This window comes from Levilactobacillus yonginensis (assembly GCF_964065165.1).
Taxonomy (GTDB): Bacteria; Bacillota; Bacilli; order Lactobacillales; family Lactobacillaceae; genus Levilactobacillus; species Levilactobacillus yonginensis_A.
The window spans coordinates 1,616,824-1,639,689 of sequence record NZ_OZ061549.1; the positions used below are offsets into that span (position 1 = coordinate 1,616,824).

Here is a 22,866-nt window from a genome sequence, read left to right on the forward strand (position 1 = left end):
AGTTAGTCTGTCTATTGATTTGGGGAAAGGACGATCTACTATGGCTCAAAATTCTGTTGCTTTAAAGCACTATCAAATGTACATCAATGGTGAATTCAAGGATTCTTCATCTGGCAATCTCATTACCGTGATCAACCCCGCTACTGGCGCACCAATTTCAACAGTTCCCAGTGCAACATTAGAGGAAACGCGTGCAGCAATTGATGCCGCTTACGAAGCTCAGAAGTCCTGGAAGAAGGTTCCTGCTGCAACGCGTGGCCAATACTTACACGACGTTGCCACAGAAATTCGGCAGGAAGCCGATCACCTGATTGAAATGCTCCAAGAAGAACAAGGCAAAATCAAGTCTTTAGCCACCACTGAAATTCTCTTCTCAGCTGACTACTTCGACTATATGGCCAGTGCTTCACGGACCTACGAAGGTGAAATTCTACAATCTGACAACGCTAACGAAAATATCATGATCGACAAACAGCCAATTGGCGTCGCTGCTGGTATCTTGCCTTGGAACTTCCCATTCTTCCTGATTGCGCGGAAGATGGGTCCGGCCTTGGTAACTGGGAATACCATTGTGATGAAGCCTAGTTCCGACACACCAAACTTGGGCTTGGAATTTGGTAAAATCTGTGAAAAGGTTGGTATTCCTAAAGGCGTTGTTAACATCGTTACCGGTCCCGGAGCCGTCATTGGTGATGAACTTTCCAAGAACAAGAAGATCGGTATCATTAGTTTGACTGGTTCCGTGAACTCCGGAAAGCGGGTCATGGCAGCGGCAGCTACCCACATGGCCAAAGTTTCTCTGGAACTCGGTGGCAAGGCTCCTGCCATTGTCTGCAAGGATGCCGACATCGATTTGGCCGTACAATCCATCATTGATTCTCGGGTCGATAACAACGGACAACTTTGCAACAACTGTGAACGCGTTTACGTTCAGGAAAGCATTGCTGACAAATTCACGAAGGAGTTGGCTCAGAAAATGGCTGCCGTCACAGTTGGCGATCCAATGGCGCACGAAGACATTGGCATGGGTCCGCTGATTAACCAAGCTGCACTGGACAAAGTATCTGGCATGGTTGATCGAGCTGTTGCGGCCGGCGGCAAACTAGAAACTGGTGGCCACGTAGTCAAGATTGCCAAGGGCTTCTACTTTGAACCAACGGTTATCAGTGGTGTTAAGCAAGACTCTGAAATCGTCCAAGATGAAATTTTTGGCCCCGTTCTGCCAGTCTTAACCTTCAAGACGCTGGATGACGCCATTGAAATGGCCAACGACAGTGACTTTGGTCTGACCTCCTCCATCTTCACCGAAAACATCGACAACGCTATGCGGGCTTCTCGTGAACTAGAAGATGGTGAAACCTACATCAACCGGTTCAACTTTGAAGCCATGAATGGCTCCCACTCCGGCTGGAAAGAATCTGGCATTGGTGGTGATGACGGGAAGCACGGGATCGAAGAATTCCTGAACACTCACGTCATCTATCTGCAAGGTCACCCAGAGAAAGCCCAAGGTTAATACCCGTTGAAAAACGATAAGCCGCTTTCGGATTATCGTTTTTCTATGAACGTGACTGATCAAACAGCTATTTCAAAGTTTTCTAATACAATTCTAATCATCAGAAACGGTTGTTATACCTGGCTTTTGCGTAGTTGCTTGGTATGAAACGAGTTATGAAAGCGCTTGCTTTTTAATCTCATTGTGTGATAATGAACATTGTAAAAACAAACACATATCTAATAAAACGAGGTGCCAATTATGAAGATTCAAGCTGCAGTTGTTGATAAGCAAAATGCTGATTTTGATATTCGTGATGACGTTGAACTAGCTGACATGGGTCCTGACGACATTCAGGTCCACATGGTTGCCAGTGGGATCTGCCACTCCGACGAAGCCTTACGGACTGGGGTTGCGGTTATCGACTACCCTATCGTGTTAGGTCACGAAGGCTCCGGGATCGTTGAAAAGGTTGGTCCAGAAGTTACCCAATTCAAGCCAGGCGACCATGTCGTCTTGAGCTTCTACGGTTGTGGTAATTGCAAGAGCTGTCTGAAGGGTATTCCAACCCAATGTGAAAACTACGCTGCAAACAACCTATCTGGTGTTCGTCCAGATGGGAGCGCCCACTTCACTGAAGCTGGCCATAACGTTGCCGACATGTTCGACCAAAGTTCCTTCACTTCAACTACGGTCGTTCGTGAACGGAACGCCGTTAAGGTCGACAAGGATTTGGACCTGCGGAAACTCGGGCCTCTAGGTTGTGGCTACGTTACTGGTTCAGGAACTGTTCTGAACACGTTGAAGCCAAAGCCTGGTGACACAATTGCCGTCTTCGGGACTGGTGCCGTTGGATTGGCTGCTATGATGGCCGGTCGGATCTCTGGTTGCACCAAGGTCATTGCCATTGATATCGTGGACTCCCGTTTGAAATTAGCTAAGGAACTCGGCGCAACTGATGTTATCAACAGCAGCAAGGTTGATGACGTTGTCAAAGCCGTCCAAGACTTGACTGGTGGCTATGGTGTCAACTACGCTGTTGATACCACTGGGGTTGCTGCTGTTATCAGTAACTCCATCAGTGCCTTAGCACAAGGTGGGACTTCCGCCGCAATCGCTGTGACGAACCACCACATCGACCTGGATACTTGGAACGACCTCTGTGTCAACGACAAGAAGGTTGTTGGGGTCAACATGGGTGACTCAATTCCTCAAGTTGATATTCCTCGTCTGATTGAATTCTACAAGTTGGGCCAATTTGATTTCGATAAGACTGAAAAGTTCTACAAGTTCAGTCAAATCAACGAAGCCAATGCTGACTCCGTTTCTGGGAAGACCATCAAGCCCGTTCTGGTCATTGATGACAGCTACGTTCCTGGCAAATAAAGCACAGTTTTAATCGAACCGGCGAATCCGTACGAGAGACGGATTCACCGGTTTTTTCTGTCTACGAACCAGCCTTCCCCACAACCGTTTAGCAATTGCTATTACAATATCAAAATGATATCATTAGGCTATCATAAGGGAGGGCGTTATTATGGCTAAGGAAAAACAAAAGCGGTTTCTATTACGTATGGATGAAGATCTCTTTCAACGTTTATCACTGGCAGCGGACGCCGATGGTCGGAGCATCAACGCCTACATCGTTCAATTGCTCTCCCGGGCAGCACCACACGGGACTTGGGAGCAACGCCAGCTCATTGGTCGCTCATTATCTGGCAAGGAACTAGATGCCAAATCTGGCTTAGTCTTAGTAGCGGGAATTTACTATCGCTACCTACTCGAGGCGCCAGAAAAACCAGACCGAACGGCTAGTTATACCATTACCGAAAGTAACGGTAACATCTTAACGCTTAAAAAAATCTAGGGGGAATTAGTATGCTTGGGATTCGAATTGTTCGTCAAAATAATGAAGGTTTAGTTGAAACGTTAGGGAAATACAAGCACAGTGTCACTTCAGGAATTCATTTCTACATTCCTGGTATCCAGAAGATTCGGACGGTCAATCTGGCCATGACACCACTGGCTCTCCCCAACTATTCCGTAATCACCAAGGATAACGCGGATGTCTCCGCTAGCCTGACGTTGAACTATCACGTCACTAATTCCGTGAAATACCAATATGAGAACACCGACTCCGTCGAATCCATGGCCCAACTGGTCCGCGGCCACTTACGAGACATTATCGGTCGCATGGAGTTGAACGAAGCTTTGGGGTCAACTGCCAAGATCAATCAGGAATTAGCCACGGCCATTGGTGATCTGACCGACACATACGGCATCAACGTCGATCGGACCAACATTGACGAATTAACGCCTTCTAAGGCCATCCAGTCCGCGATGGACAAGCAATTAACAGCCGACCGTGAACGGGTGGCCGCCATTGCCAAGGCTGAGGGGGAAGCCAAGTCCATCGAACTGACCACTAAGGCCAAGAACGACGCCCTCATGGCCACGGCCACCGCAGAAGCCACGGCCACCAGAACCCGGGCTGATGCCGAAAAATATCGGATTGATACGGTCAATTCCAGTCTAGAATCCGCCACAAAGGAATTTTTCGAAAACCAATCAATTTCTGCCTTCAGTGATCTAGCTAAGTCCCCTGCCAACGTGGTCGTTGTTCCCAATGATCACATCGCCGACCTGGGTCAAATCCCCGCCATTGGTGCCGCTCTGAAGAGTGGCCTCGTGGATAAGACACCGAAACCCTCGAAAAAATAAAATAGTGAACGAGCGTGCAGCGTTACCTGTAATGGGAAACCCTGCACGCTTTTTGTTGCACGGTTAGCAGTTAGCCCACAGTTGTTCCCACATAGTTTCTAGCAACCAGTAAACCGGAATCTCGTCAGTTGGTTTCCCCAGTATGCTCAAAACTGTTAGCAATAGCTAGCACAACCGGTTCACCCCATCAGCCGTCGCCAACCTCATTGAATCCCCCAGTGATTAGCCGTACACTACGGGTAGTTAAAGCTATTCATAGGAGGTTCTATACATGGTCACACGACGAGATATTTTCACTTACATCGAAGATAACTTTGGGGTCACTCCCGTCTATATGTTCAAAGATTTTCCCAAATATGCCGCCCTCAAAAATCGACAAGGAAAGTGGTTCGGTCTGGTCATGAACGTTCCTCAGAATAAATTGGGACTCACGGGGACCACAGAACTCGAGATTCTCGACGTAAAAGTTGATCCCGAACTGGCCAGTATTCTCCGTGACAAACCGGGCTACTTAGCTGGCTACCACATGAATAAGGAACACTGGATCAGCATCATTTTGAATCAAACTACCGACGCCCACAGTCTCTTCCAACTACTCGATGGCAGTTACGAGTTTGTTACTAATAAATGATTATTAATAATTAATAAAATTCAACCTTTTTAAACTTGGTAGTTGACACCTCTTTTTTTCAGGGGTACACTAGCCTCAATTCAATAAATCGTCCGAAACAAACCATTGAAGTGGAGATCAAGATTATCGTGCACGTAAAGAGAGTCGTCGTTGCTGAGAGTACGGCCGAACGCAGGTAGTTAAATGGACCACCGAGGGCTTCCCCGAATCATTTAGAGTAGTACGGGAAGACGTGCGACATACGTCAGTTGTCAGGGAAATGTTAGTTTCCTGTGGAGAGGGGCGCGGTCTCTTTTTCGGGACCCGTCTAATTAAGGTGGCACCGCGGTTAAAACCGTCCTTAACACATTGGCTGTTGAGGACGGTTTTTGTATACATTTAACCAAGGGGGATTCACCTATGTTCAAACGATGGCAAAACTCAATGTTATTTCTAACCACTACGACTAAAAAATCTGGAGGAATACATGATGAGTTTACACAACCACAAGAAAGCCCTATTACTTTGTAGCGGAATTATCCTAGTTGGTGGCATCTTCGCCATCACCGCTCACTCAAAATCAACGAAAACCGCAGTTTCTCAGGACTTGAACCTGTACCAGACGGCCCCCATCACCAGCCTCGACGTTGCCAAAATTACCGACAGCGTTTCTAGCAACGCCCTCAGCCAAGTTGGCGAAGGACTTTACCGACTCAACGCCAATAGTGAAGCTGAGAATGCGTTGGCTACCAAGACGACTGTTCGTGACAGCGGCCATCAGTACACCATTGACCTGCGCCACGATGGGAAATGGAGCAACGGTCAACCAGTAACGGCACAGGACTTCGTTTATTCCTGGGAACGGACGCTGAACCCGAAATCTAAGTCGGAGTTCACCTACCAATTTGCCAATATTAAAAACGCAAATGCCATCGCAGCCGGTAAAAAAGCCCCCTCAACGCTAGGCGTCAAGGCTGTCGGTAAGTACCAACTGCAAATCACATTGAGCCAACCCGCCGACTACTTCAAGAAGATGCTGGCCAGCACGACCTACTACCCACTGAACAAAAAAGCCGTCGATAAGTACGGTAAACAGTACGGTTCTTCAGCTGCCACCACCGTTTACAACGGGCCGTTCGTTCTAACCAACTGGAACGGGACCAGCGATACCTGGACTTTAAAGAAGAACGCCACGTACGCGGCTGCCAAATCGGTTAAGTTGAAGCAAATCTCTTACAAGGTCATCAAGTCGAGCACCACGTCCTACAACCTCTACCAATCTAAGAAGTTGGACGCCGTCACCCTAGATGGCGAACAAACTACCCAAAATAAAAACAATCCAGACTTAAGGTCTGTCTCACAGGGGCGCATTGGCTTCATTCAATACAACCAAAAGGATAAGGTTGCGGCTAACCGTGATTTACGAACCGCCATTTCACTGGCCATCAACCGCCAACAGTTGACCACTAAGGTCTTGAAGAACGGGTCCCAGCCTGCCAAGACCTTTGCCATCAAGAACATGTTGAAGAATCCTAAGACTGGCAACGACTTTACGGCCGACGCTAAGGTGAAGGATACGGTCGATTACAACCCCACTCTCGCAAAGAAACTGTACCAACAAGCACTGAAGCAATTGGGTAAAAAATCCGCCAGCGTGACGATCACCTGCGGAGACGATGATGCCAGCCAAAACATGGCTGAGTTTATCCAGAGCGCTCTGAGTAGTAAATTGGGCTTAAAGGTCCACGTACAAGCCATGCCATTTACCTCCATGCTTAGCAACGTTTCTAAGGGGAACTTCCAACTTAACCTAACCAGCTGGAGCATGGACTACGCCGATCCAATCCAATCCTTACAGATTCTGGAATCGACTAACAACTCCAACATGGGCCACTACGACAGCAAGGCCTACGACCAAGCATTGAACGCTTCCGAGGGACGTGACGCGCTAAAATCAACTGCTCGTTACGCCGACCTAGTTAAGGCTGCCCAGACTGCTGCCAAGGACCAAGCCGTTACGCCACTCTATGAAGGTCGGACTGGGATTCTGGTCAATCCAAAGATCAAGGGGGTCGTCTACAATAAATTTAACGGCAGCGCAGACTACACGCACGCTTACGTTAGTGATTAATTCATTAGAATTGATGGATAAGTTCCATTGCACTGAGAGTGAGAAACGTTATAATTAAGTTAGCATCTTAATTACGCGTTTTCATGACTCAGGTGAACCGATGAAAGCTTCTCGGCCGGTTGACCCAGCTAAAAAAACGTTACAGAAAGGTTCTTATTGACTATGGCCCCATTACGTCATCATGAATATCCGACCACCGAGTCGGAATACGAAGCTGAGTTAACCGAAACGGAAAATGAACACGCCGCCGAGCTCAAAAAGGTCGAAGACAAGGTTCAAGGTCAAATTTCGCGTTACCTCTTGTTCGGTGCCATCTCAGTGGTTATCAACATTACTTTGTTCTACTTGTTCTACCACACGATGGGTATCGAATATCAACTGGCCAACTTCATCGACTGGATCATTAGTGTTCAGGTTTCCTTCTGGTTGGATCGTCAGTTTGTGTTCAAACACAAGTCAAACAAGCCAATGAAAGAAATGGGAACGTTCTACATGACCCGAGTCATTACCTTCTTGATTGAAACGCTACTGTTATGGTTAGGAATTTCCGTAATTGGCGCCAACAAGACCATCACGAAGGTCATCGGCCACATCATCGCGTTAGTTCTGAACTTCTTCGTTTCCAAGAAGTTAGTCTTCAAGAACCAACCTGCCCCTGCCGATTAAAGTTAACCAACTAAATTCGCACGCATCCCCTGTTAACTGGGATGCGTGTTTTTTTGTGGTCGAGGCAGTTGGCCGAGGCAGTTGGCATCGCACTCCGGCGGACGGGGGTGGGGCCTGCTGTGGGGACGCTTCAGCCTGAAAAGCGGGCTTCTCGCTCGCTTTTAAGCCACGAAGCCCCCGTGTCTTAAAAGTCGCCCATTGTGTAGGCGAGCATAAACCACTCGCCAACACAATTTTCACGGCTGGCCCCACCCCCGTCCACCTCCAGCTTAAATTGACCATCACGGCCACAATCTCTCAGTCTTCATAGGGAAACTCAAATTTAATCAGTCTCCGGCTATCTGAACCATACTTCTGACAATGGCAACAGAAACTGCATAAGCCTCCCACTCTCTATCCGATCAACGACAATTCTGTATCAAAGCCTCAATCTATCTACACATACACAATCACTGGCAGAAGCCTCACTCACTATCGTAGCCGGAGGTCGCCAGGGAGGGTGGCAGCTGTGTCGGTGACGTTAACTCGGCGGGCTGTCCGAGTTTAGGCCACGGGACGAGCTTGGAAACACGCGGGCTTGGCGTGATTTCAAGTCGCGCTGAAGGACCGCTCCTCAGGCCGGAAGCAGTCCCCACAGCAGGCACCCTCCCTGGCGGCCAGAGGCGACCAACAAATTGTCCGTCCGAATCTACCATACAAAATACGTTCTCTTTTCCATCATACACAGCCCACCGGCAGAAGCTTCACTCACCACCGTAGCCGGAGGCGACTAACAAATTGTCCGTCTGAATCTACCAGACAAAATACGTTCTCTTTTCCATCATATACAGCCCACCGGCAGAAACTTCACTCACCACCGTAGCCGGAGGTCGCCAGGGAGGGTGACAGCTGTGTCGGTGGCGTTAGCTCGGCGGGCTGTCCGAGTTTAGGCCACGGGACGAGCTTGGAAACACGCGGGCTTGGCGTGGTTTCAAGTCGCGCTGAAGGACCGCTCCTCAGGCCGGAAGCAGTCCCCACAGCAGGCACCCTCCCTGGCGGCCGCTCTCATTCACCACACTGATAATTAGTGTATGATAGAACATACCCTCTAGAGAAGGATGGATTGACGCATGTCACTATCATTTATCTTCACCGTCATCGGCATTTTCTTCGTCACGGATACCGATGACTTAATCGTACTCCTGCTACTTTGGCTAGCCGCCAAGACACCTCAGCAACGTCGCGCTGTGATTGTCGGTCAGTACCTAGGCATTATCACCCTCATGCTGGCAGCGTGGATCATTAGTCGCGGCGTCGTGCACTTTAACGTGGTCCACTGGACTCGCTGGCTGGGATTGATTCCCCTGTTACTGGGCATCATGGGCCTCAGAAATTGGCTACGACACCGTGACACCGGTGGGCTAAAATCCCTGTTGACCCGCGCCGTCAGCCTACCAGTTGTCTGGTCATTGACCGTTGGCAACGGCGGCGACAATCTCAGTATTTACATCCCCTACTTTAGTAAGCTCACCTTGCCAGCATTTGGAGCGGTCAGTCTGATCTTTCTAGTCATGATTGGTGGCTGGCTGCTGATCAGCTACTACCTGGCCAAATCGGCACCAGCTAGCTATTTCTTTGCTCGTTTCGGCGCCTGGCTCTCACCAATTCTATTTATCATTGTTGGCCTGGCAATTCTCCTTTAAATGTTTCATGTGAAACACTCGAAAAATATCTGACAGCGATTACATTTTCACCTATGAACTTGCGCCCCTTAACGGTATAATGAGGCCACGAGTACTCATTTGGGAGGGAAATCATGAAGAACGATCGCCTATTGTTTCAAGCCGGTCTCGATGACGATGAAGGTGCCTGGCTCGACGTCGCACCGGAAGCTGATACCTACGCCGACCCTGAAGCCTACAGTGCCATTCTGGCCTTAGTTATCCAGACGATGCAAGAGAAGCTGCACCTATCGCGGGCAGACCGGGCCGCCTTTTTAAAAATGACACTAGCCGACGTTGATGCCCACAGTGATGAGGACCAGGGGCCCCACCTGCTGAAACCGTCAGCCACCGTCAAACTAATGGTAAAAAATATTACGAGCGACCAGCGTAACACGCTCGTCATCAAGCTAGCCGACTTGCGAGAAGTTGAGAGCGTGGGTGAAGTCACCTACCTCACACTGGTCAACCGCAACATCTCGCTGGTGCCCAATGACGAGTTCAAATCAGTTAAAAACGACGTGAATGCGGACAGTCTGCAAGAATACATTGATGATCTCGAGCTCACACACATTCTCTACGCCTATCAAACCAATCAGACGGCACTGAATCAAATTGTCCAATACGCTAAGTCTCATCAAATCTATAAAACCAGTGAATTCAACGACCTCGATTTAGACGCGCCAGACTCACAGGAAGAGTTCGACCGGTTTATCAATGAAGTCTTCGCTGAAATACAGCAGGGACAACGCAAAGATAACGTCATTCCATTTCGACCACGTGAAAAGTAAGACTTCAGTTAGGCAGTCATGTGTCGCCAACAGCGATGCCGGACTGCCTATTTATGTAAAAGTAATGCTACCATCTACCTTAACCACCATCTAATCCCATAAATCCTGGAGGTAACAACGATGCACAAATTGTACCTAAATCAACGGGTCTTTTCGCTACGGGAAAAGTTTTCAGTCCTCAATGAACGCGAACAGCCCGTGTACCAAGTCGTTGGCAGCGTCTTTCAAATTCCCAAACACTTTGACATTCTCGACCGCAACGAACACGTCGTGGCTAGCGTCACCAAGAAACCTCTTAGTTGGCTACCCAAATTCTTCTTGGAAATTGGCGGCCAGCAGGTAGCGACTATTCAAAAAAGTCTGACACTGTTGAAACCGCGTTATGAACTGACAGCAGCTGGTCTTACCGTGACCGGTGACTTTTGGGACATGAATTTTGAAGTGTTCCGGCAGGGCACCGTCGTGGGACGCGTGACCAAGCGGTGGTTCAGTGTTGGCGACAAGTATGAAATCACCATCATAGACGATGAACAGGAACTCCTGCTCGTGGGCCTAGTCATTGCCATCGACTATGTCAAGCGAATGGCTGCCGCCGCCAGTAGTGGTGCCAGTAACTAAGTTGGCGAATTTACAAAAAGAAATGGTGGTCATGGAAATATCCATGACCACCACTTCTTTTGTATTTAGACACGTTTAGCCTAATATCAATTATCTAAAAATTCTTAAAGAATACCTTTAAATTAAATAACCATCATTACCGCCTGCCACAACAGGTAACAGCCATACCCCATTACAATGACCCCGGACAAGATGTTCACCCATAACAAGAACTTCTGCGGCAACCGTTCCTTGAGCAGGCCCAGCAACAACGTGATCCCGAAGAACCAGATAGCGGTTGCGGACACAACTCCCGTAATGAATGGTGTCACCTGGCTATCAGTCAACGAACCCCGTAAGGCCCCAAACATCAAGCTAGTATCGATCAACGCCTGGGGATTGGCCCAGGTCACGACCCAAGCGTTCACCAACGACTTTTTCATGGGTAACGGCGTATTGGCACTCTCTAGTTTAAAGCTCGCAGCCGACCGCAAGATACCAAACCCAATCCAGATAACTAACAAGCCACCCAAGAACATAATAATTAATTTAAACAGTTCGTGGGAGCTAATGATGGCCCCCATCCCGAAGAAAGCCGCCAGCGTCAGTGCTGTGTCGGCAATCCAGATCATGATGGTCACCGGCCACGCGCGGGATAACTTTTGATTGATGGCATTGTTAAATAGGAATAAATTTTGCATGCCGATAGACGACACCAGGGCAATACTTAATAGTAGTCCCCGTAAATACATGGCTAGCACAGCGGTTCACTTTCCTTCAAGTCTCATAACATAGATGAGACTAAAATTTTGAAACGACTTCTGCTAGCATACCAAAGTTATGGGGTCCCGTAAAATCTAGTCGAGCCGCAAGATGACCTTTCCTCGGTGCTTACCGGTTCTCATTGTCTGAATCGCAGCATTTACGTCGTCCAACCCGTACACCTGACCGTCCACGGCTGGAACGATGTGAAGTTGTTCAACCAGCTTGGTCACCGTCTTGAGCTGTTGACCATCTGGCCGCACAAAGAGAAATTGATACGTAACGCCCTGTTTCCGGGCCATCCGGTCTAACTTCAAGCCAGCCAATGAAACGAGCACCCGTTGCCACCACCGGAAACCACCCGTTTGGCCAAACAACTGGTTAGGACCCGCCTTCAATGAAAGCAATTGACCACCACGCTTCAAGATAGCCAGTTCATGAGGAATTTCTTGTGCTCCTAACGTATCAATCACTGCGTCCACGTCATGTAAGACTTCCCAGTAATCTTCCTCACGATAATCCAAGTAACGGTCTGCCCCTAAGTCTAGGCAGGCCTGCTTAGAACGGGCATTACCACTAACGATGACTTTTAGCCCCGCCGCCTTAGCTAACGGAATCGCCAACTGACCAAAGGACCCCGAACCACCAGGGATAAAGACGCTCGCACCCGCAGCTAATTTCAAATTTTCGTGCAGTGCCTGATACGCCGTCAATCCAGTCAGCGGCACTGCAACAGCCTGATCAAAGCTCAAGCCACTCGGCATCACTGCCAATGCCCGCGCTGGAACCGCCACGTACTCAGCAAAGCCCCCCAGCTTAGCGATAATCAATCGGGCGTAGACCGCGGCGCCAACCTGAAAATCAGTCACGGCTGAACCCACCCGCTCAATCGTCCCAGCAATTTCGTTACCCAGCGTTACGGGACGGGCATACCCGTACAGCACGCGCAAACTGCCCGAACCAATCAGCTGATCTAAGGGGTTAACGGCGGCGGCCTTCACCTTAACTAACACCTCATCGGCAGCAATTTCTGGAACGGGTAACGTGGTGACGGTCAACTGAAAATCTTTCGCATAGGTGGTTAATTGGGCAGCTTTCATTGGTCAGTCTCCTTTAAAGTAACTTTTTTTATTCTGTCATTTATTAAGGCCAGTATACCAAATAAATTACAAAATTCAATTATTGTTACTTTTGGCCATTTCATGTTACACTACAAAAAACAGATAAGGAGCCCTAACCCATGACGAAAACAACCCGAGAAGCCATTATTGACGCAGCTAGCCAACTGATTACCCAGACGCACTCTGCGACCGTTTCTCTCACTCAAGTGGCGGACAATTTAGGCATCACCCACGCCACCATTTACCGCTACTTTGACGATAAACAAGGGCTCTGGCAAGCTGTCGCCCAGAACTGGTTTCACCAAAATATCATTGCAAAGATTTCAGTCTCTCAGACAGCTAGTCGGCAACAACAGCTCCACGACTGGCTGTGGGGATTTGCCAACGCCAAGCGAAACGCTTACCGCCAAAATCCCAGCATGTTTGCCCTCAACACGACCTACATCGACAACGACCCCCGGGCTCTCAAAGCGGTGCTACAGGAAGCTGCTAACCAGATTGACACCATCATGGGCTACCAAGACCCCCACCACGAACAAGCCAACGCCATTCTGTCAGCATTTGCCGTCTTTGCCTTGCCCAATTTCAAAGAAGTTTGGTTTGATGACGACTATCTCGCTAGGTTTGAACGACTGTGGTCTCTGATTGCACCAGGAATTTAACCAACACCATCATAAAAGCCCCCGAGAAGATAATTCTCAGGGGCTTTGCTAATTACTGAATGTAGATCACTAAAAAAACAGCTAATTTCACGCAAGACTGACACCCCACTCTATTCCTCCAATGTCTCCCGCATAATCCGCAGCACCGTTTCCTGGGCTGGCGTTAACACGTGGGAGGTCCGCGAGACAATACTGGTGATAAATTCGGGCTGTTCGTCGTCCAATAACTCTAGCCGTACCACGTCAGCGCGGTGTTGATCCACAATATCGGTTAAAAAGGTGACGCCGACATTTTCCGCTACTAGGTTCATAATGACGTGCGTATCGCTGGCACGGAACACCACGTTCGGCCGAAAATGATTGCGGCGCGTCAACTTATTAAACGCCGTGTTGTGGACAAAACTACTGGTAAACAACACAAACTTTTCTTGTTTTAACTCACTAAAGTAGATACGTTTGCGCTTGGCCAACGGGTGATGCGCCGACACAAAAATGTTAAACGGTTGGCGGTCAAACTCCTCAGCCAAGAGTGTCTGGTAGGCTAACGGTTCTGCCGAACCTAGCAAGGCCAGGTCCGCCTGCCCCTCCTTTAACGCGTTGCGCAACCAGACTGAACCGCCCTCTAGTGTCCGAATATTCTCGAGCATCCCCTGCGCCTGTAACCGCGCCGCCACCTTCGGAAAGTAATAGTTTTCAATGATGGGGGGCAACCCCAGCACCGTCTGTTCTTGCGCCAAGTGCGCCAATTCTTGGTGAGCAATGTCTAACTCCCCTAAAATTGTGGCCGCGTGAACCGCTAACTGTTGCCCGCTGGCGGTCACGTCTAATTTATTGTGTACGCGATCCCGTACAATGAGTTTCGTCTTGAACGCCGTCTCTAACCGCTTGATAGCCATCGTAATCGTGGGTTGCGTCACGCCAAAGTCCAACGCCACCTTTGAGAAGTTTTTTTCTTGAATTAGCCGATTAAAATAGGCCAGGTCCTTCGTATTCATTTTGAATCACCTTCAAATCACCGTTTATCCACCTATTATAAAATAAATTTATAATAGGTGCTACATTTGACTATAGAATTAGTCACCATTTATAGTATGTCTCGTAAAGTTAATTATGAACTGGAGGAAGCTCTCAATGAAAACTGCAGATGAAATCTTAAACAACCCATTTTTAAACAAAGGTACGGCCTTTACTAAGGCAGAACGCCAATCCTTAGGACTCGTCGGTACCCTACCAAGTCACGTCCAAACGCTAGACGAACAGGCCACGCAAGCCTACGCTCAATTCCAAAGCAAACCGAACAACCTGGAAAAGCGATTGTTCCTGATGAACTTATTCAATGAAAACCGGACGTTGTTCTTCCGTTTGATGGACGAACACGTCGTTGAATTCATGCCCATCGTCTACGATCCAACGGTGGCCGACTCTATTGAACAATACAGCCACCTCTTCACCGACCCGCAAAACGCGGCGTTCATTTCAATTGATGATCCAGCTGACATTGAAGCTTCACTGAAAAACGCTGCGGGCGACCGAGACATTCGTTTAGTCGTGGTTACCGACGCCGAAGGGATCCTTGGGATGGGTGACTGGGGCGTTAACGGTGTAGATATCGCCGTTGGTAAGCTGATGGTTTACACCGCTGCCGCTGGAATCGACCCCGCCCAAGTCCTCCCCGTCAGCATTGATGCCGGCACCAACAATCAAACCTTGCTGGATGACCCGCTGTACTTAGGGAACCACCACAAACGGGTCTACGGCGATCAATACTACGACGTCATCGATCAATTCGTTACCGCAGAACAGAAGTTATTCCCCGAATCACTCTTACACTGGGAAGATTTTGGTCGCTCCAACGCCCAAGTCATTCTCGATAAGTACAAAGATAAATTTGCCACCTTTAACGATGACATCCAAGGTACTGGGATGGTCGTTTTGGCCGGGATTCTCGGCGCCCTGAACATCTCCAAGGAAGACATCAAGGACCAAAAGTTCTTAACGTTTGGTGCCGGTACCGCTGGGATGGGGATCGCCAACCAAATTTTAGATGAGTTAAAGCGCGCCGGTCTTTCAGAAAACGAAGCCCGGAAGCACTTCTACGCTGTTGACAAACAAGGGTTGTTGTTCAACGACACCCCCGACCTGACCGCTGCGCAACGCGACTTCACGCGTGATCGTTCTGAATTTGATAACGCTGACGAACTGACCAACCTGGCCGCTGTCGTTAAGACGGTCCACCCAACGGTCATGATTGGGACCTCGACGCAACCTGGCACCTTCACTGAAGAAATCGTGAAGGACATGGCTGCCCACACCGACCGCCCAATCATCTTCCCACTGTCCAACCCAACTAAGCTGGCCGAAGCAACTGCTGAAGACTTGGTTAAATGGACGGATGGTCGCGCCCTCATCGCCACGGGAATTCCCGCTGAAGACGTTGAATACAAGGGAACCACTTATCACATCGGTCAAGGAAACAACGCCTTGATGTACCCCGGTTTAGGTTTCGGTTTGATTGCTGCCACGGCTAAAGTCTTGAACGGTGAAACGCTGTCCGCTGCTTGCCACGCCTTAGGTGGCATCGTTGACACGTCACAACCAGGTGCTGCCGTCTTACCTCCCGTTTCACAACTGACCAGTTTCTCACAAAAATTAGCTGAAATCGTGGCACAAAGTGTGCTCGACCAGAAGCTCAACAAGGAACCAATTACCGACGCTAAGCAAGCCGTTGCTGACATGAAGTGGGTTCCTGAATACAAGAACATCAACTAGGAATAACTTCGCCGCCTGCGGCTGCCAGGGACCGCGCTGTGGGGCAACCCTGAGGCCTCGATAAATCACGAGTCTTCAGGGCGACTTGAAACCTCACCTAACCCGTGAGTTTCCAAGCTCGGCCCATGTCCTAAGCCGGTCAAACCACCGACTAAGGACATCGACACTGCGCGGTCCCTGGCATCCTCCGGCTCATACTGGCGAGTAATTAAATGTTTAGTCTTTTAAACCTAATCTTCCTGTTGCGTTTAGTACCGCTAAATTCAGAACAGTCCCCCGCTTCAAGCCAATACGCACCATCCACAATTGATTATCATCTCCCACTAAGTCACCGTCATCTGTCATAGCCAACACTAATTGGCGACTTAGCTGTAAGCGACCCACCGTCGCAATATAGAACATTATTTGAAAGAAGGACGTCTCTCGTGGCTGTTTTATGGAATTCGATTCAAAGCGTCCTCGTCGTTGTCTTAATCATGATTCTTGGTTTCGTGTTACGCCGCCAAGGCTGGTTCGACGACAAGTTCGGCGGGACCATTTCAAAGTTTATTAAGAACATTGCACTACCAGCATCCATCTTCGTTTCGGTGCTGAGCCGCCTGACGCGGGGCCAACTGGTCTCCTTCTCTGGTTACCTGGGTTACGCGTTTATCGCCGTCATCATCGGTTACCTAATTGCCTTTGGTCTGGTTCGGATCATGCACGTTAAGCCCGGCCGTAAAGGGATCTTTATCAATGCTGTCGTCAACGCCAATACCATCTTCATCGGATTGCCGCTGAACATCGCACTGTTTGGTGATAAGAGTATGACCTACTTCCTGGTCTACTATATCGTGAACACCGTCTCGACCTGGGCGTTCGGGGTCTTCCTGATTTCAAACGACGACCCGACCAAGTCCAAGGAACAGCACCACAACCACATCGACTGGAAGAAAGTCATTCCCATGCCGCTGGTTGGTTTCTTGGTAGCGTTGATCTTCCTACTGCTCAACATCCCCGTCCTAAAGATCAGCTTCATCAACTCAACGCTGACCTACGTGGGTAACCTGGTAACGCCACTATCCCTGGTCTACATCGGGATCGTCTTGGCCGACGCCGGTTTGAAGAGTATTCACTTTGACCGTGACACCATCGTCGCCCTACTGGGTCGGTTCGTTCTGTCCCCAATCTTGATGGTGGCCGTCTTACTGGCTGCTGGTCACCTGGGGGCTAACTTCCCAACCCTAGCCACGCAAACGTTGATTGTCCAGTCCGCAACGCCAATGTTAGCGGTACTGCCAATCCTTGCTAACGAAGCTCACGGTGACGTAGAATACGCTACCAACATCGTTACGACGAGTACCGTATTATTTATTATCGTAGTCCCCGTCCTGATGTCTTTGATTCAATTTATCTAGTCATACACCAAGCGCGTCACCGTCAATTTGCGGTGACGCGCTTTTTTCTAATACGTTGTGACTACGGCGCTCATAATTTTCCAAGTACCGGCGACCCGTCCAATTACCATCTCTGTATTCAGTGGCCAGGTATATTTGCCGCCACCATGAATGCTGGCCGTCACACGATTTTGGCCCACCAAATGCCAGCCCGTATCCGTCTTCTGAGCATCAACGTGTTCTTCAATGGAAGCAAAGTATTTCATGGTTCCTTGCCGTAATTCCTTGAGCCATTCAGCTCGCGGCTGTACGTACCCCGTCATATGGGTCAACGTAAAACTTGGCGCCAGCAATTGATCCAGGGCAACCGTGTTGTCAGTAGCCATGGCCTGGTTGTACGCCCGATAAAGGGCTAAAATTTCTTCATTCATTGTAAACGCTCCTTTGAAGTAACTGATTGTCCTTACTCTAGTCCCTTGCAGTAACTTCAAGGCAAGCCCTTTTCTCAAAAAAACGGACCTGGAATAAATTTCTAGGTCCGTTTTCTAACTCTAACGTTATATAGCTGAAACGTGCGACAGAAGGCAGCTAGCTCCGCTTAACCTCGGTTGTCAAACAATCCAAACCCGGGATTTTTCGACAGCCGACGTTAATGCTCACTAGCTAACCGCCTTCCGTCCCACTCTCAATTTTTTCACTTCCGGTTAATTCCCAGACTATCACGAGACCCCATGTTTTCGTCATGAGCTAAGCGAACTACCAAATCGGCAATACTCTTTCGGGAGACATCATGCCCACCAAAGGGTTCACCCTTCTTAGTTACTTGATAATCGGTATCGTCACCACTGTCGAACCACCCCGGCCGGATAACCGTGTAGTTCAAATCAGATGCTTCAATCACATCAGCAGCATTTCGGTACCCCCGTAGCATTGGGTTACTTTGCAAGTTACCACTAGCACTCAGACTTGCTGGAATTTCATTATAGATACCCATTGAGGCGATGAACAACAACCGCTTCACACCAGCCTCATCCATGGCCGTGACCAGGCTGTGCGCCATCCCTGACAAGTTACCACTCAATGCAGCAAAGACCACGTCCTGGCCCTGCAAAGCATCCTGCAAAACCGTGGCGTCGGTCACGCTACCAGCAACAGCGCGTTCACGGTCAGCGTTCAACCGACCTAAGCGCTGCGTGTTCCGCGCCATCAACGTTAACTGATCGTCCGAGTTATCTAAGAAATACTGCCGCGTAACGCTCCCAACGGACCCCGTTGCGCCAATAATTAAAACGTTTGTCATGTTATATTTCCTCCAATTCATTATCTGATGTATCCAGTGTAGTACCTTGCAGTTACTTCAAGGCAAGCACTATGTCGAAATTTTTTAATTTACAATCCATTAAAATAGGCGATATCAATCTTAGCTAATTCACCACGTCCATTGCTGGGCATAGACATTTATTCATATAACCTACTTGTAGTTTGCTCATTAGTTACCCGTAATTTAATGACGTTCGCCAGGAACGATTAGGAAAATAGCCGCCAATAACGCTAATAAGAGCAATCCGGCCCCCATCAAGATAGCGTGTTGGAAACCAGCAACCTGACCACTAAATAAGCCCTGAACCGTCACCAGGATCGACAACCCCACTGACCCACCAATTTGGTGCATGACGTTGACAACCCCAGAAGCAGCCCCAGCGTCAGCACCCTTTGTATGAGCGACTCCGGCCGCCGTGAAGGGACTTAGTGAAAAACCTTGGCCAATCCCCACGATGACCATTGGCGCGGCAATCCCCCACCAGTAGCCAACTTCTGGCGTAAAGAAACTCATCCAGAGCATCCCCGCTGCCGTTAGGGCGATACCAATAACCAGTAAGCCACCATTGCCCCATTTTGCCGTTAAGCGGGCAACCTGCAGGGCCACGATGAAATTCACGATGGTCAATGGGAAGAAGGCCATACCAGCCATCAAGGCGCTAAAACCCAGTTGATTTTGCATCAGCTGTGGCGTGATAAACCAGAATCCCATCATCGCACCTAAATAAAGAAAGCGACCCAGGTAAGCCCCGATACGTTCCCGATCAGTGAACAGGCGCAGCGGCATGATTGGCTGGCCCGTTCGGTGTTCCTGATAAATGAAGATGGCCAGAAACACGACTGCTAGCAGAAAAGCCGGTAACTTAGCCCAATCGCCAATGATGCTGTATACCAAGGCACTCATTCCAATTAAAGAGCTAAACGTTCCGACCCAGTCCAATTTACCGGACTGGCCATTTTCATGGCTTAAATGCTTAACGGCTAGGTAGTACATCCAAATACTGATTGGCACGTTCATGAAGAACCCGACTCGCCAAGTCAGAAGACTAGCAAAGACACCACCAATAACCAGGCTCACACTGGCACCAATACCGGCCATGGCCCCATAATAGGCGATAGCCTTGGTCCGTTCGGCACCTTCATAGGTATCCATTAGAATGGCCAGCGTGGTGGGGGCTAGGATAGCGGAACCGATGCCTTGAAAAGCCCGTGCCGCAATAATCATTGGCGCGTTAACCGCCATACCAACTAGCAGAGAACCCAACCCGAAAATCAGAAGGCCCACTTGGAAGACACGTCGCCGACCAAATAGATCGCCAGCGCGGCCCCCTAAAAGCAAGAACCCACCGAAGGTCAGGGAATAGGCGCTGCTAACCCAAGAAAGGGTGGCTTGATTTAAGGCCAAATCCCGAGCAATTTTGACTGTCCCCGTGAAGATGATCGAATTGTCTAGAAGAATCATAAAGTAACTCATTAAGATGACCAGAAGAATCCAGTCGAATCGTTTTTGTTTTGCCATGTTATTTTTGCTCCTCGTCTTTAAGTGAATGATTAGGAGTTTAGACCTTCATGTGGACTTCAAGGCAAGGGATATTTGGAAATTATTTTTCCCTAGATTATCAAACCAAGTGCAACATAGGATAGTGAGGCATAACAATTGTTTTTTGAACGAGTTAGTTGTACAATTTATTGTACATAAGAGGAGGGATAAACTTGCAAGCTGTTAACTACTCAAATTTTCGTCAAAATTTAAAGTCTCATCTAAAAAGTGTTAATGATGATTCAGAACCTTTAATCGTGACTACTAAGGATTCTAAAGATGATGTTGTTGTATTATCCGTCGAAGAATACGATTCGCTCATTGAAACCGCAAAAATAACTGCTAATTCTTATCTTATGGAGAAAATCAAGCGCGGCAACCAGCAGTTTTTAGCCGGAAAGTTTGAAAAACATCCTTTAATCGAGGAAACTGATCATGAATAAAACTTGGTCTGATGATGCCTGGGCAGATTATATGTATTGGCATGATACGGGAAATAAGGCGATGATAAAGCGAATCAATCGTATAATCAAAGACGTTGATCGTCATCCCTTTTCGGGAATTGGAAAACCCGAACCTCTAAAATTCGAGTTGACTGGTAAATGGTCTCGCCGGATTACCAGTGAGCATCGTTTAATTTATCAAGTCTCAGAAGATACCCTCTATATTTTCTCAGTCCGAGACCATTATTAAAACAGCAACCAACGCACAGATTTTTTCTACTGAATCTGTGCGTTGATTGCTGTTTTTAGTTAAGCATCTAAAGGTTGAAAGCACCGAAACACCCACTATGCCTGATACAACCAGGACTGGGTGTTCGGATTTAGTCAGACATAGTAGGAAATTGCCGCCTTACCGTTCGCCAAATTTGGCTACCTACTGGAGTACTAATAATATTGAATAAGTGCTGTCATTCAGAAATTTAAACTAGCCTATTTTCCAAGAACCCGTTTAACCGGAAGCGGTCAGAGGTGGAGCCAGCTGTGTTAACGGTGTTAGCCGCTTTTCGGCTTACAGCGTGGGACGTGTTTGGAGACTGGCAGTTTTTCCAGGCTTCAAGCCGCGCCGAAGGACCGCTTTTCAGGCCGTAGGCGTTCCCCACAGCAGGTGGAATCTCTGACCGCCGCGGGTGCCTGGGTGAGACTAATTTCAAGTCTATAATGTCTTACTTAATCATAATTGTGTGCACTTAGGCTACGTCAGTGATCGTTCCTGAGAAGTACGGGTAATACATCACTTTTCCTTTAGCCGCGTACGAATCCGACTCAGTGACACCGGCGTCATCCCCAGGTACGACGCCACTAACCGCAGGGGAACACGCTCCAGAATCTCCGGAGCATCAGCAACCAGCTGCTGATAGCGTTCCTCTGGTGAGTACTGTAGCTGGTCAAAAAAGATGTTGCGGTAGACAATGAACCGCTCACAAATAAAACGGGTAATGGCCGGCTCAATCGTGGGATAACGCTGCCGAATCTGATCAAATGCCGTCTTCGGCAAAATTAACACCTGCGTATCTTCAAAGCTCTCAATGGAAAAACCACTGGGTTGATCTAGGTAGAAACTTTCAAAGGACGAGACGACCTGATTTTCAAAGAAAAACTGCAGGGTAATATCCCGCCCATCACTGTTGTGCCAGAGACGCAGGGCCCCATTCGTCACAATAAAGAGTTCGGTGGCAACGTCCCCCTCCGCCAGCAAAGTCGTGTCTGCTGGGATTGTCTTAGAAATGAATAGGTCGTGAAGTTCCGACCAGTGCTCACCAATTTCTGGTAATTTTTGGGCTAAGTATGCCGGTAATTTCATCACGGTCTCCTCCCTCAATCTGCACGATTAACAAATGTTAATGCCGCGGGACTCCTCCTCATTTATACTCTCTTTATTCACTAAATACGAGGTCTTAACCATGAAAACTGTCATTATCTTTGATCACCCATACACCGCCACTGCTGGCGACAACGTTCCCCACCACCGTTCCTTTTTAGCAGCCCTCCTCAAACAAGTTACTGCCCAACTTCAGCAGGAAAACAATGACGTCGATCTCATCGACCTACACGCGGACGGTTTTAATCCCGTGATGTCCGCGGACGACCTGAGTAACTGGCATCGGGGCCAGACAATCGACCCGCAAGTTGCCGACTACCAGCAACGCTTGCTCGCCGCCGACCGCATCATCTTCATGTTCCCCGTCTGGTGGGAAGTCATGCCAGCCATGACTAAGGGCTTTCTCGACAAGGTCTATGCCAAGGGTCAGCTCTATCAAGCCGATAATATGCAGACCAAACTGACCAAGCAACCCATGGTCGACATTATCACGACCATGAGCACTCCCAATTGGGCCTACCGCCTGCTGTTTGGGGCACCACTTGCCAAGCTCCTGTTCCGGGGAACTTTCCTGAAAACGCGGCTCTGGCACTTTAAGTGGCACAACTTCGCTCAAGTTGAGAAAAAGTCGTTAGCTCAACGGCAACAAATCTTGCGGACGTTTAAGCTCTAGAGTTGGTTATCCCAATACTAACCAAATATCCAAAATCAAAATAACCAGTACAGAAAAGCCCTATGATTGTTTAGACCTATTTGCCTAAACAATCATAGGGCACTTTTCTTT

23 protein-coding genes are annotated in these 22,866 nt (G+C 48.6%); 16 read left to right on the forward strand and 7 right to left on the reverse strand.

Annotation, left to right across the window (positions count from 1 at the left end; all coding sequences use genetic code 11):
* Window positions 1-40: 40 nt before the first annotated feature.
* The 10 genes from aldA to AB3Y94_RS07770 all read left to right on the forward strand — a co-directional run bounded on the left by aldA (window position 41) and on the right by AB3Y94_RS07770 (window position 10,732).
* Complete coding sequence (gene aldA / locus AB3Y94_RS07725; protein WP_367295713.1) at window positions 41-1,516, forward strand: aldehyde dehydrogenase; 1,476 nt, start codon at window positions 41-43, stop codon at window positions 1,514-1,516.
* A 240-nt stretch (window positions 1,517-1,756) separates the two neighbouring features.
* The gene (locus AB3Y94_RS07730; RefSeq protein WP_367295714.1) at window positions 1,757-2,881 is read left to right on the forward strand and encodes an NAD(P)-dependent alcohol dehydrogenase; all 1,125 of its coding nucleotides are present in this window, start codon (window positions 1,757-1,759) and stop codon (window positions 2,879-2,881) included.
* Window positions 2,882-3,032: 151 nt separating this feature from the next.
* Window positions 3,033-3,362 (forward strand): toxin-antitoxin system HicB family antitoxin, encoded by a 330-nt coding sequence (locus AB3Y94_RS07735; protein ID WP_125680802.1) that lies wholly within the window; start codon window positions 3,033-3,035, stop codon window positions 3,360-3,362.
* 11 nt (window positions 3,363-3,373) lie between these two features.
* Window positions 3,374-4,216: an SPFH domain-containing protein gene (locus AB3Y94_RS07740; RefSeq protein ID WP_125691706.1), complete on the forward strand. Its 843-nt coding sequence runs from the start codon at window positions 3,374-3,376 to the stop codon at window positions 4,214-4,216.
* A gap of 271 nt (window positions 4,217-4,487) precedes the next feature.
* A complete protein-coding gene (locus tag AB3Y94_RS07745; protein WP_367295715.1) occupies window positions 4,488-4,847 on the forward strand; it encodes an MmcQ/YjbR family DNA-binding protein in 360 nt (119 codons plus the stop codon).
* 466 nt (window positions 4,848-5,313) lie between these two features.
* A complete protein-coding gene (locus AB3Y94_RS07750) occupies window positions 5,314-6,957 on the forward strand; it encodes a peptide ABC transporter substrate-binding protein (RefSeq protein WP_367295716.1) in 1,644 nt (547 codons plus the stop codon).
* A gap of 162 nt (window positions 6,958-7,119) precedes the next feature.
* The gene (locus tag AB3Y94_RS07755; RefSeq protein WP_367295717.1) at window positions 7,120-7,623 is read left to right on the forward strand and encodes a GtrA family protein; all 504 of its coding nucleotides are present in this window, start codon (window positions 7,120-7,122) and stop codon (window positions 7,621-7,623) included.
* A 1,109-nt stretch (window positions 7,624-8,732) separates the two neighbouring features.
* The gene (locus AB3Y94_RS07760; protein WP_367295718.1) at window positions 8,733-9,305 is read left to right on the forward strand and encodes a cadmium resistance transporter; all 573 of its coding nucleotides are present in this window, start codon (window positions 8,733-8,735) and stop codon (window positions 9,303-9,305) included.
* Between the two features lie 113 nt (window positions 9,306-9,418).
* Window positions 9,419-10,114 carry a hypothetical protein gene (locus AB3Y94_RS07765; RefSeq protein ID WP_367295719.1) on the forward strand — a complete coding sequence of 232 codons (696 nt, stop codon included), beginning with the start codon at window positions 9,419-9,421 and terminating at the stop codon, window positions 10,112-10,114.
* A 120-nt stretch (window positions 10,115-10,234) separates the two neighbouring features.
* Entirely contained in the window at window positions 10,235-10,732 is a 498-nt protein-coding gene (locus tag AB3Y94_RS07770; RefSeq protein ID WP_367295720.1) for an LURP-one-related/scramblase family protein, read from the forward strand.
* 122 nt (window positions 10,733-10,854) lie between these two features.
* Here the strand turns inward: AB3Y94_RS07770 and AB3Y94_RS07775 are convergent, their stop codons facing one another.
* Both AB3Y94_RS07775 and AB3Y94_RS07780 read right to left on the reverse strand, forming a co-directional pair.
* Window positions 10,855-11,463: a LysE/ArgO family amino acid transporter gene (locus AB3Y94_RS07775; RefSeq protein WP_367296496.1), complete on the reverse strand. Its 609-nt coding sequence runs from the start codon at window positions 11,461-11,463 to the stop codon at window positions 10,855-10,857.
* Between the two features lie 105 nt (window positions 11,464-11,568).
* Window positions 11,569-12,573 carry an NADP-dependent oxidoreductase gene (locus tag AB3Y94_RS07780; protein WP_367295721.1) on the reverse strand — a complete coding sequence of 335 codons (1,005 nt, stop codon included), beginning with the start codon at window positions 12,571-12,573 and terminating at the stop codon, window positions 11,569-11,571.
* A gap of 140 nt (window positions 12,574-12,713) precedes the next feature.
* Between AB3Y94_RS07780 and AB3Y94_RS07785 the strand changes: the two genes are divergently transcribed.
* Entirely contained in the window at window positions 12,714-13,256 is a 543-nt protein-coding gene (locus tag AB3Y94_RS07785; RefSeq protein WP_367295722.1) for a TetR/AcrR family transcriptional regulator, read from the forward strand.
* 110 nt (window positions 13,257-13,366) lie between these two features.
* Here the strand turns inward: AB3Y94_RS07785 and AB3Y94_RS07790 are convergent, their stop codons facing one another.
* A complete protein-coding gene (locus tag AB3Y94_RS07790; protein ID WP_367295723.1) occupies window positions 13,367-14,251 on the reverse strand; it encodes a LysR family transcriptional regulator in 885 nt (294 codons plus the stop codon).
* Between the two features lie 136 nt (window positions 14,252-14,387).
* Here AB3Y94_RS07790 and AB3Y94_RS07795 point away from each other — a divergent pair, with 136 nt between their 5' ends.
* Window positions 14,388-16,025, forward strand: a complete 1,638-nt coding sequence (locus tag AB3Y94_RS07795; protein ID WP_367295724.1) for a malolactic enzyme — start codon at window positions 14,388-14,390, stop codon at window positions 16,023-16,025.
* Between the two features lie 425 nt (window positions 16,026-16,450).
* Window positions 16,451-17,422, forward strand: a complete 972-nt coding sequence (locus AB3Y94_RS07800) for an AEC family transporter (protein ID WP_367295725.1) — start codon at window positions 16,451-16,453, stop codon at window positions 17,420-17,422.
* Between the two features lie 47 nt (window positions 17,423-17,469).
* Here the strand turns inward: AB3Y94_RS07800 and AB3Y94_RS07805 are convergent, their stop codons facing one another.
* From AB3Y94_RS07805 to AB3Y94_RS07815, 3 genes are all read right to left on the reverse strand, one after another.
* Window positions 17,470-17,832, reverse strand: coding sequence for a nuclear transport factor 2 family protein (locus AB3Y94_RS07805; RefSeq protein ID WP_367295726.1), 363 nt, complete (start codon window positions 17,830-17,832; stop codon window positions 17,470-17,472).
* A gap of 263 nt (window positions 17,833-18,095) precedes the next feature.
* Entirely contained in the window at window positions 18,096-18,701 is a 606-nt protein-coding gene (locus AB3Y94_RS07810; protein ID WP_367295727.1) for an NAD(P)H-binding protein, read from the reverse strand.
* Window positions 18,702-18,905: 204 nt separating this feature from the next.
* A complete protein-coding gene (locus AB3Y94_RS07815; protein ID WP_367295728.1) occupies window positions 18,906-20,240 on the reverse strand; it encodes an MFS transporter in 1,335 nt (444 codons plus the stop codon).
* 194 nt (window positions 20,241-20,434) lie between these two features.
* On the opposite strand from AB3Y94_RS07815, the gene AB3Y94_RS07820 reads away from it, so the two are divergent.
* Window positions 20,435-20,704 (forward strand): type II toxin-antitoxin system Phd/YefM family antitoxin, encoded by a 270-nt coding sequence (locus tag AB3Y94_RS07820; RefSeq protein WP_367295729.1) that lies wholly within the window; start codon window positions 20,435-20,437, stop codon window positions 20,702-20,704.
* Window positions 20,697-20,954 (forward strand): Txe/YoeB family addiction module toxin, encoded by a 258-nt coding sequence (locus AB3Y94_RS07825; RefSeq protein ID WP_367295730.1) that lies wholly within the window; start codon window positions 20,697-20,699, stop codon window positions 20,952-20,954. The genes AB3Y94_RS07820 and AB3Y94_RS07825 overlap by 8 nt, the downstream gene beginning before the upstream one ends.
* Window positions 20,955-21,494: 540 nt before the next feature.
* Here AB3Y94_RS07825 and AB3Y94_RS07830 read toward each other — a convergent pair.
* Window positions 21,495-22,064 (reverse strand): Crp/Fnr family transcriptional regulator, encoded by a 570-nt coding sequence (locus AB3Y94_RS07830; protein ID WP_367295731.1) that lies wholly within the window; start codon window positions 22,062-22,064, stop codon window positions 21,495-21,497.
* A 100-nt stretch (window positions 22,065-22,164) separates the two neighbouring features.
* Between AB3Y94_RS07830 and AB3Y94_RS07835 the strand changes: the two genes are divergently transcribed.
* Window positions 22,165-22,755 carry an NAD(P)H-dependent oxidoreductase gene (locus AB3Y94_RS07835; RefSeq protein WP_367295732.1) on the forward strand — a complete coding sequence of 197 codons (591 nt, stop codon included), beginning with the start codon at window positions 22,165-22,167 and terminating at the stop codon, window positions 22,753-22,755.
* Window positions 22,756-22,866: the final 111 nt, after the last annotated feature.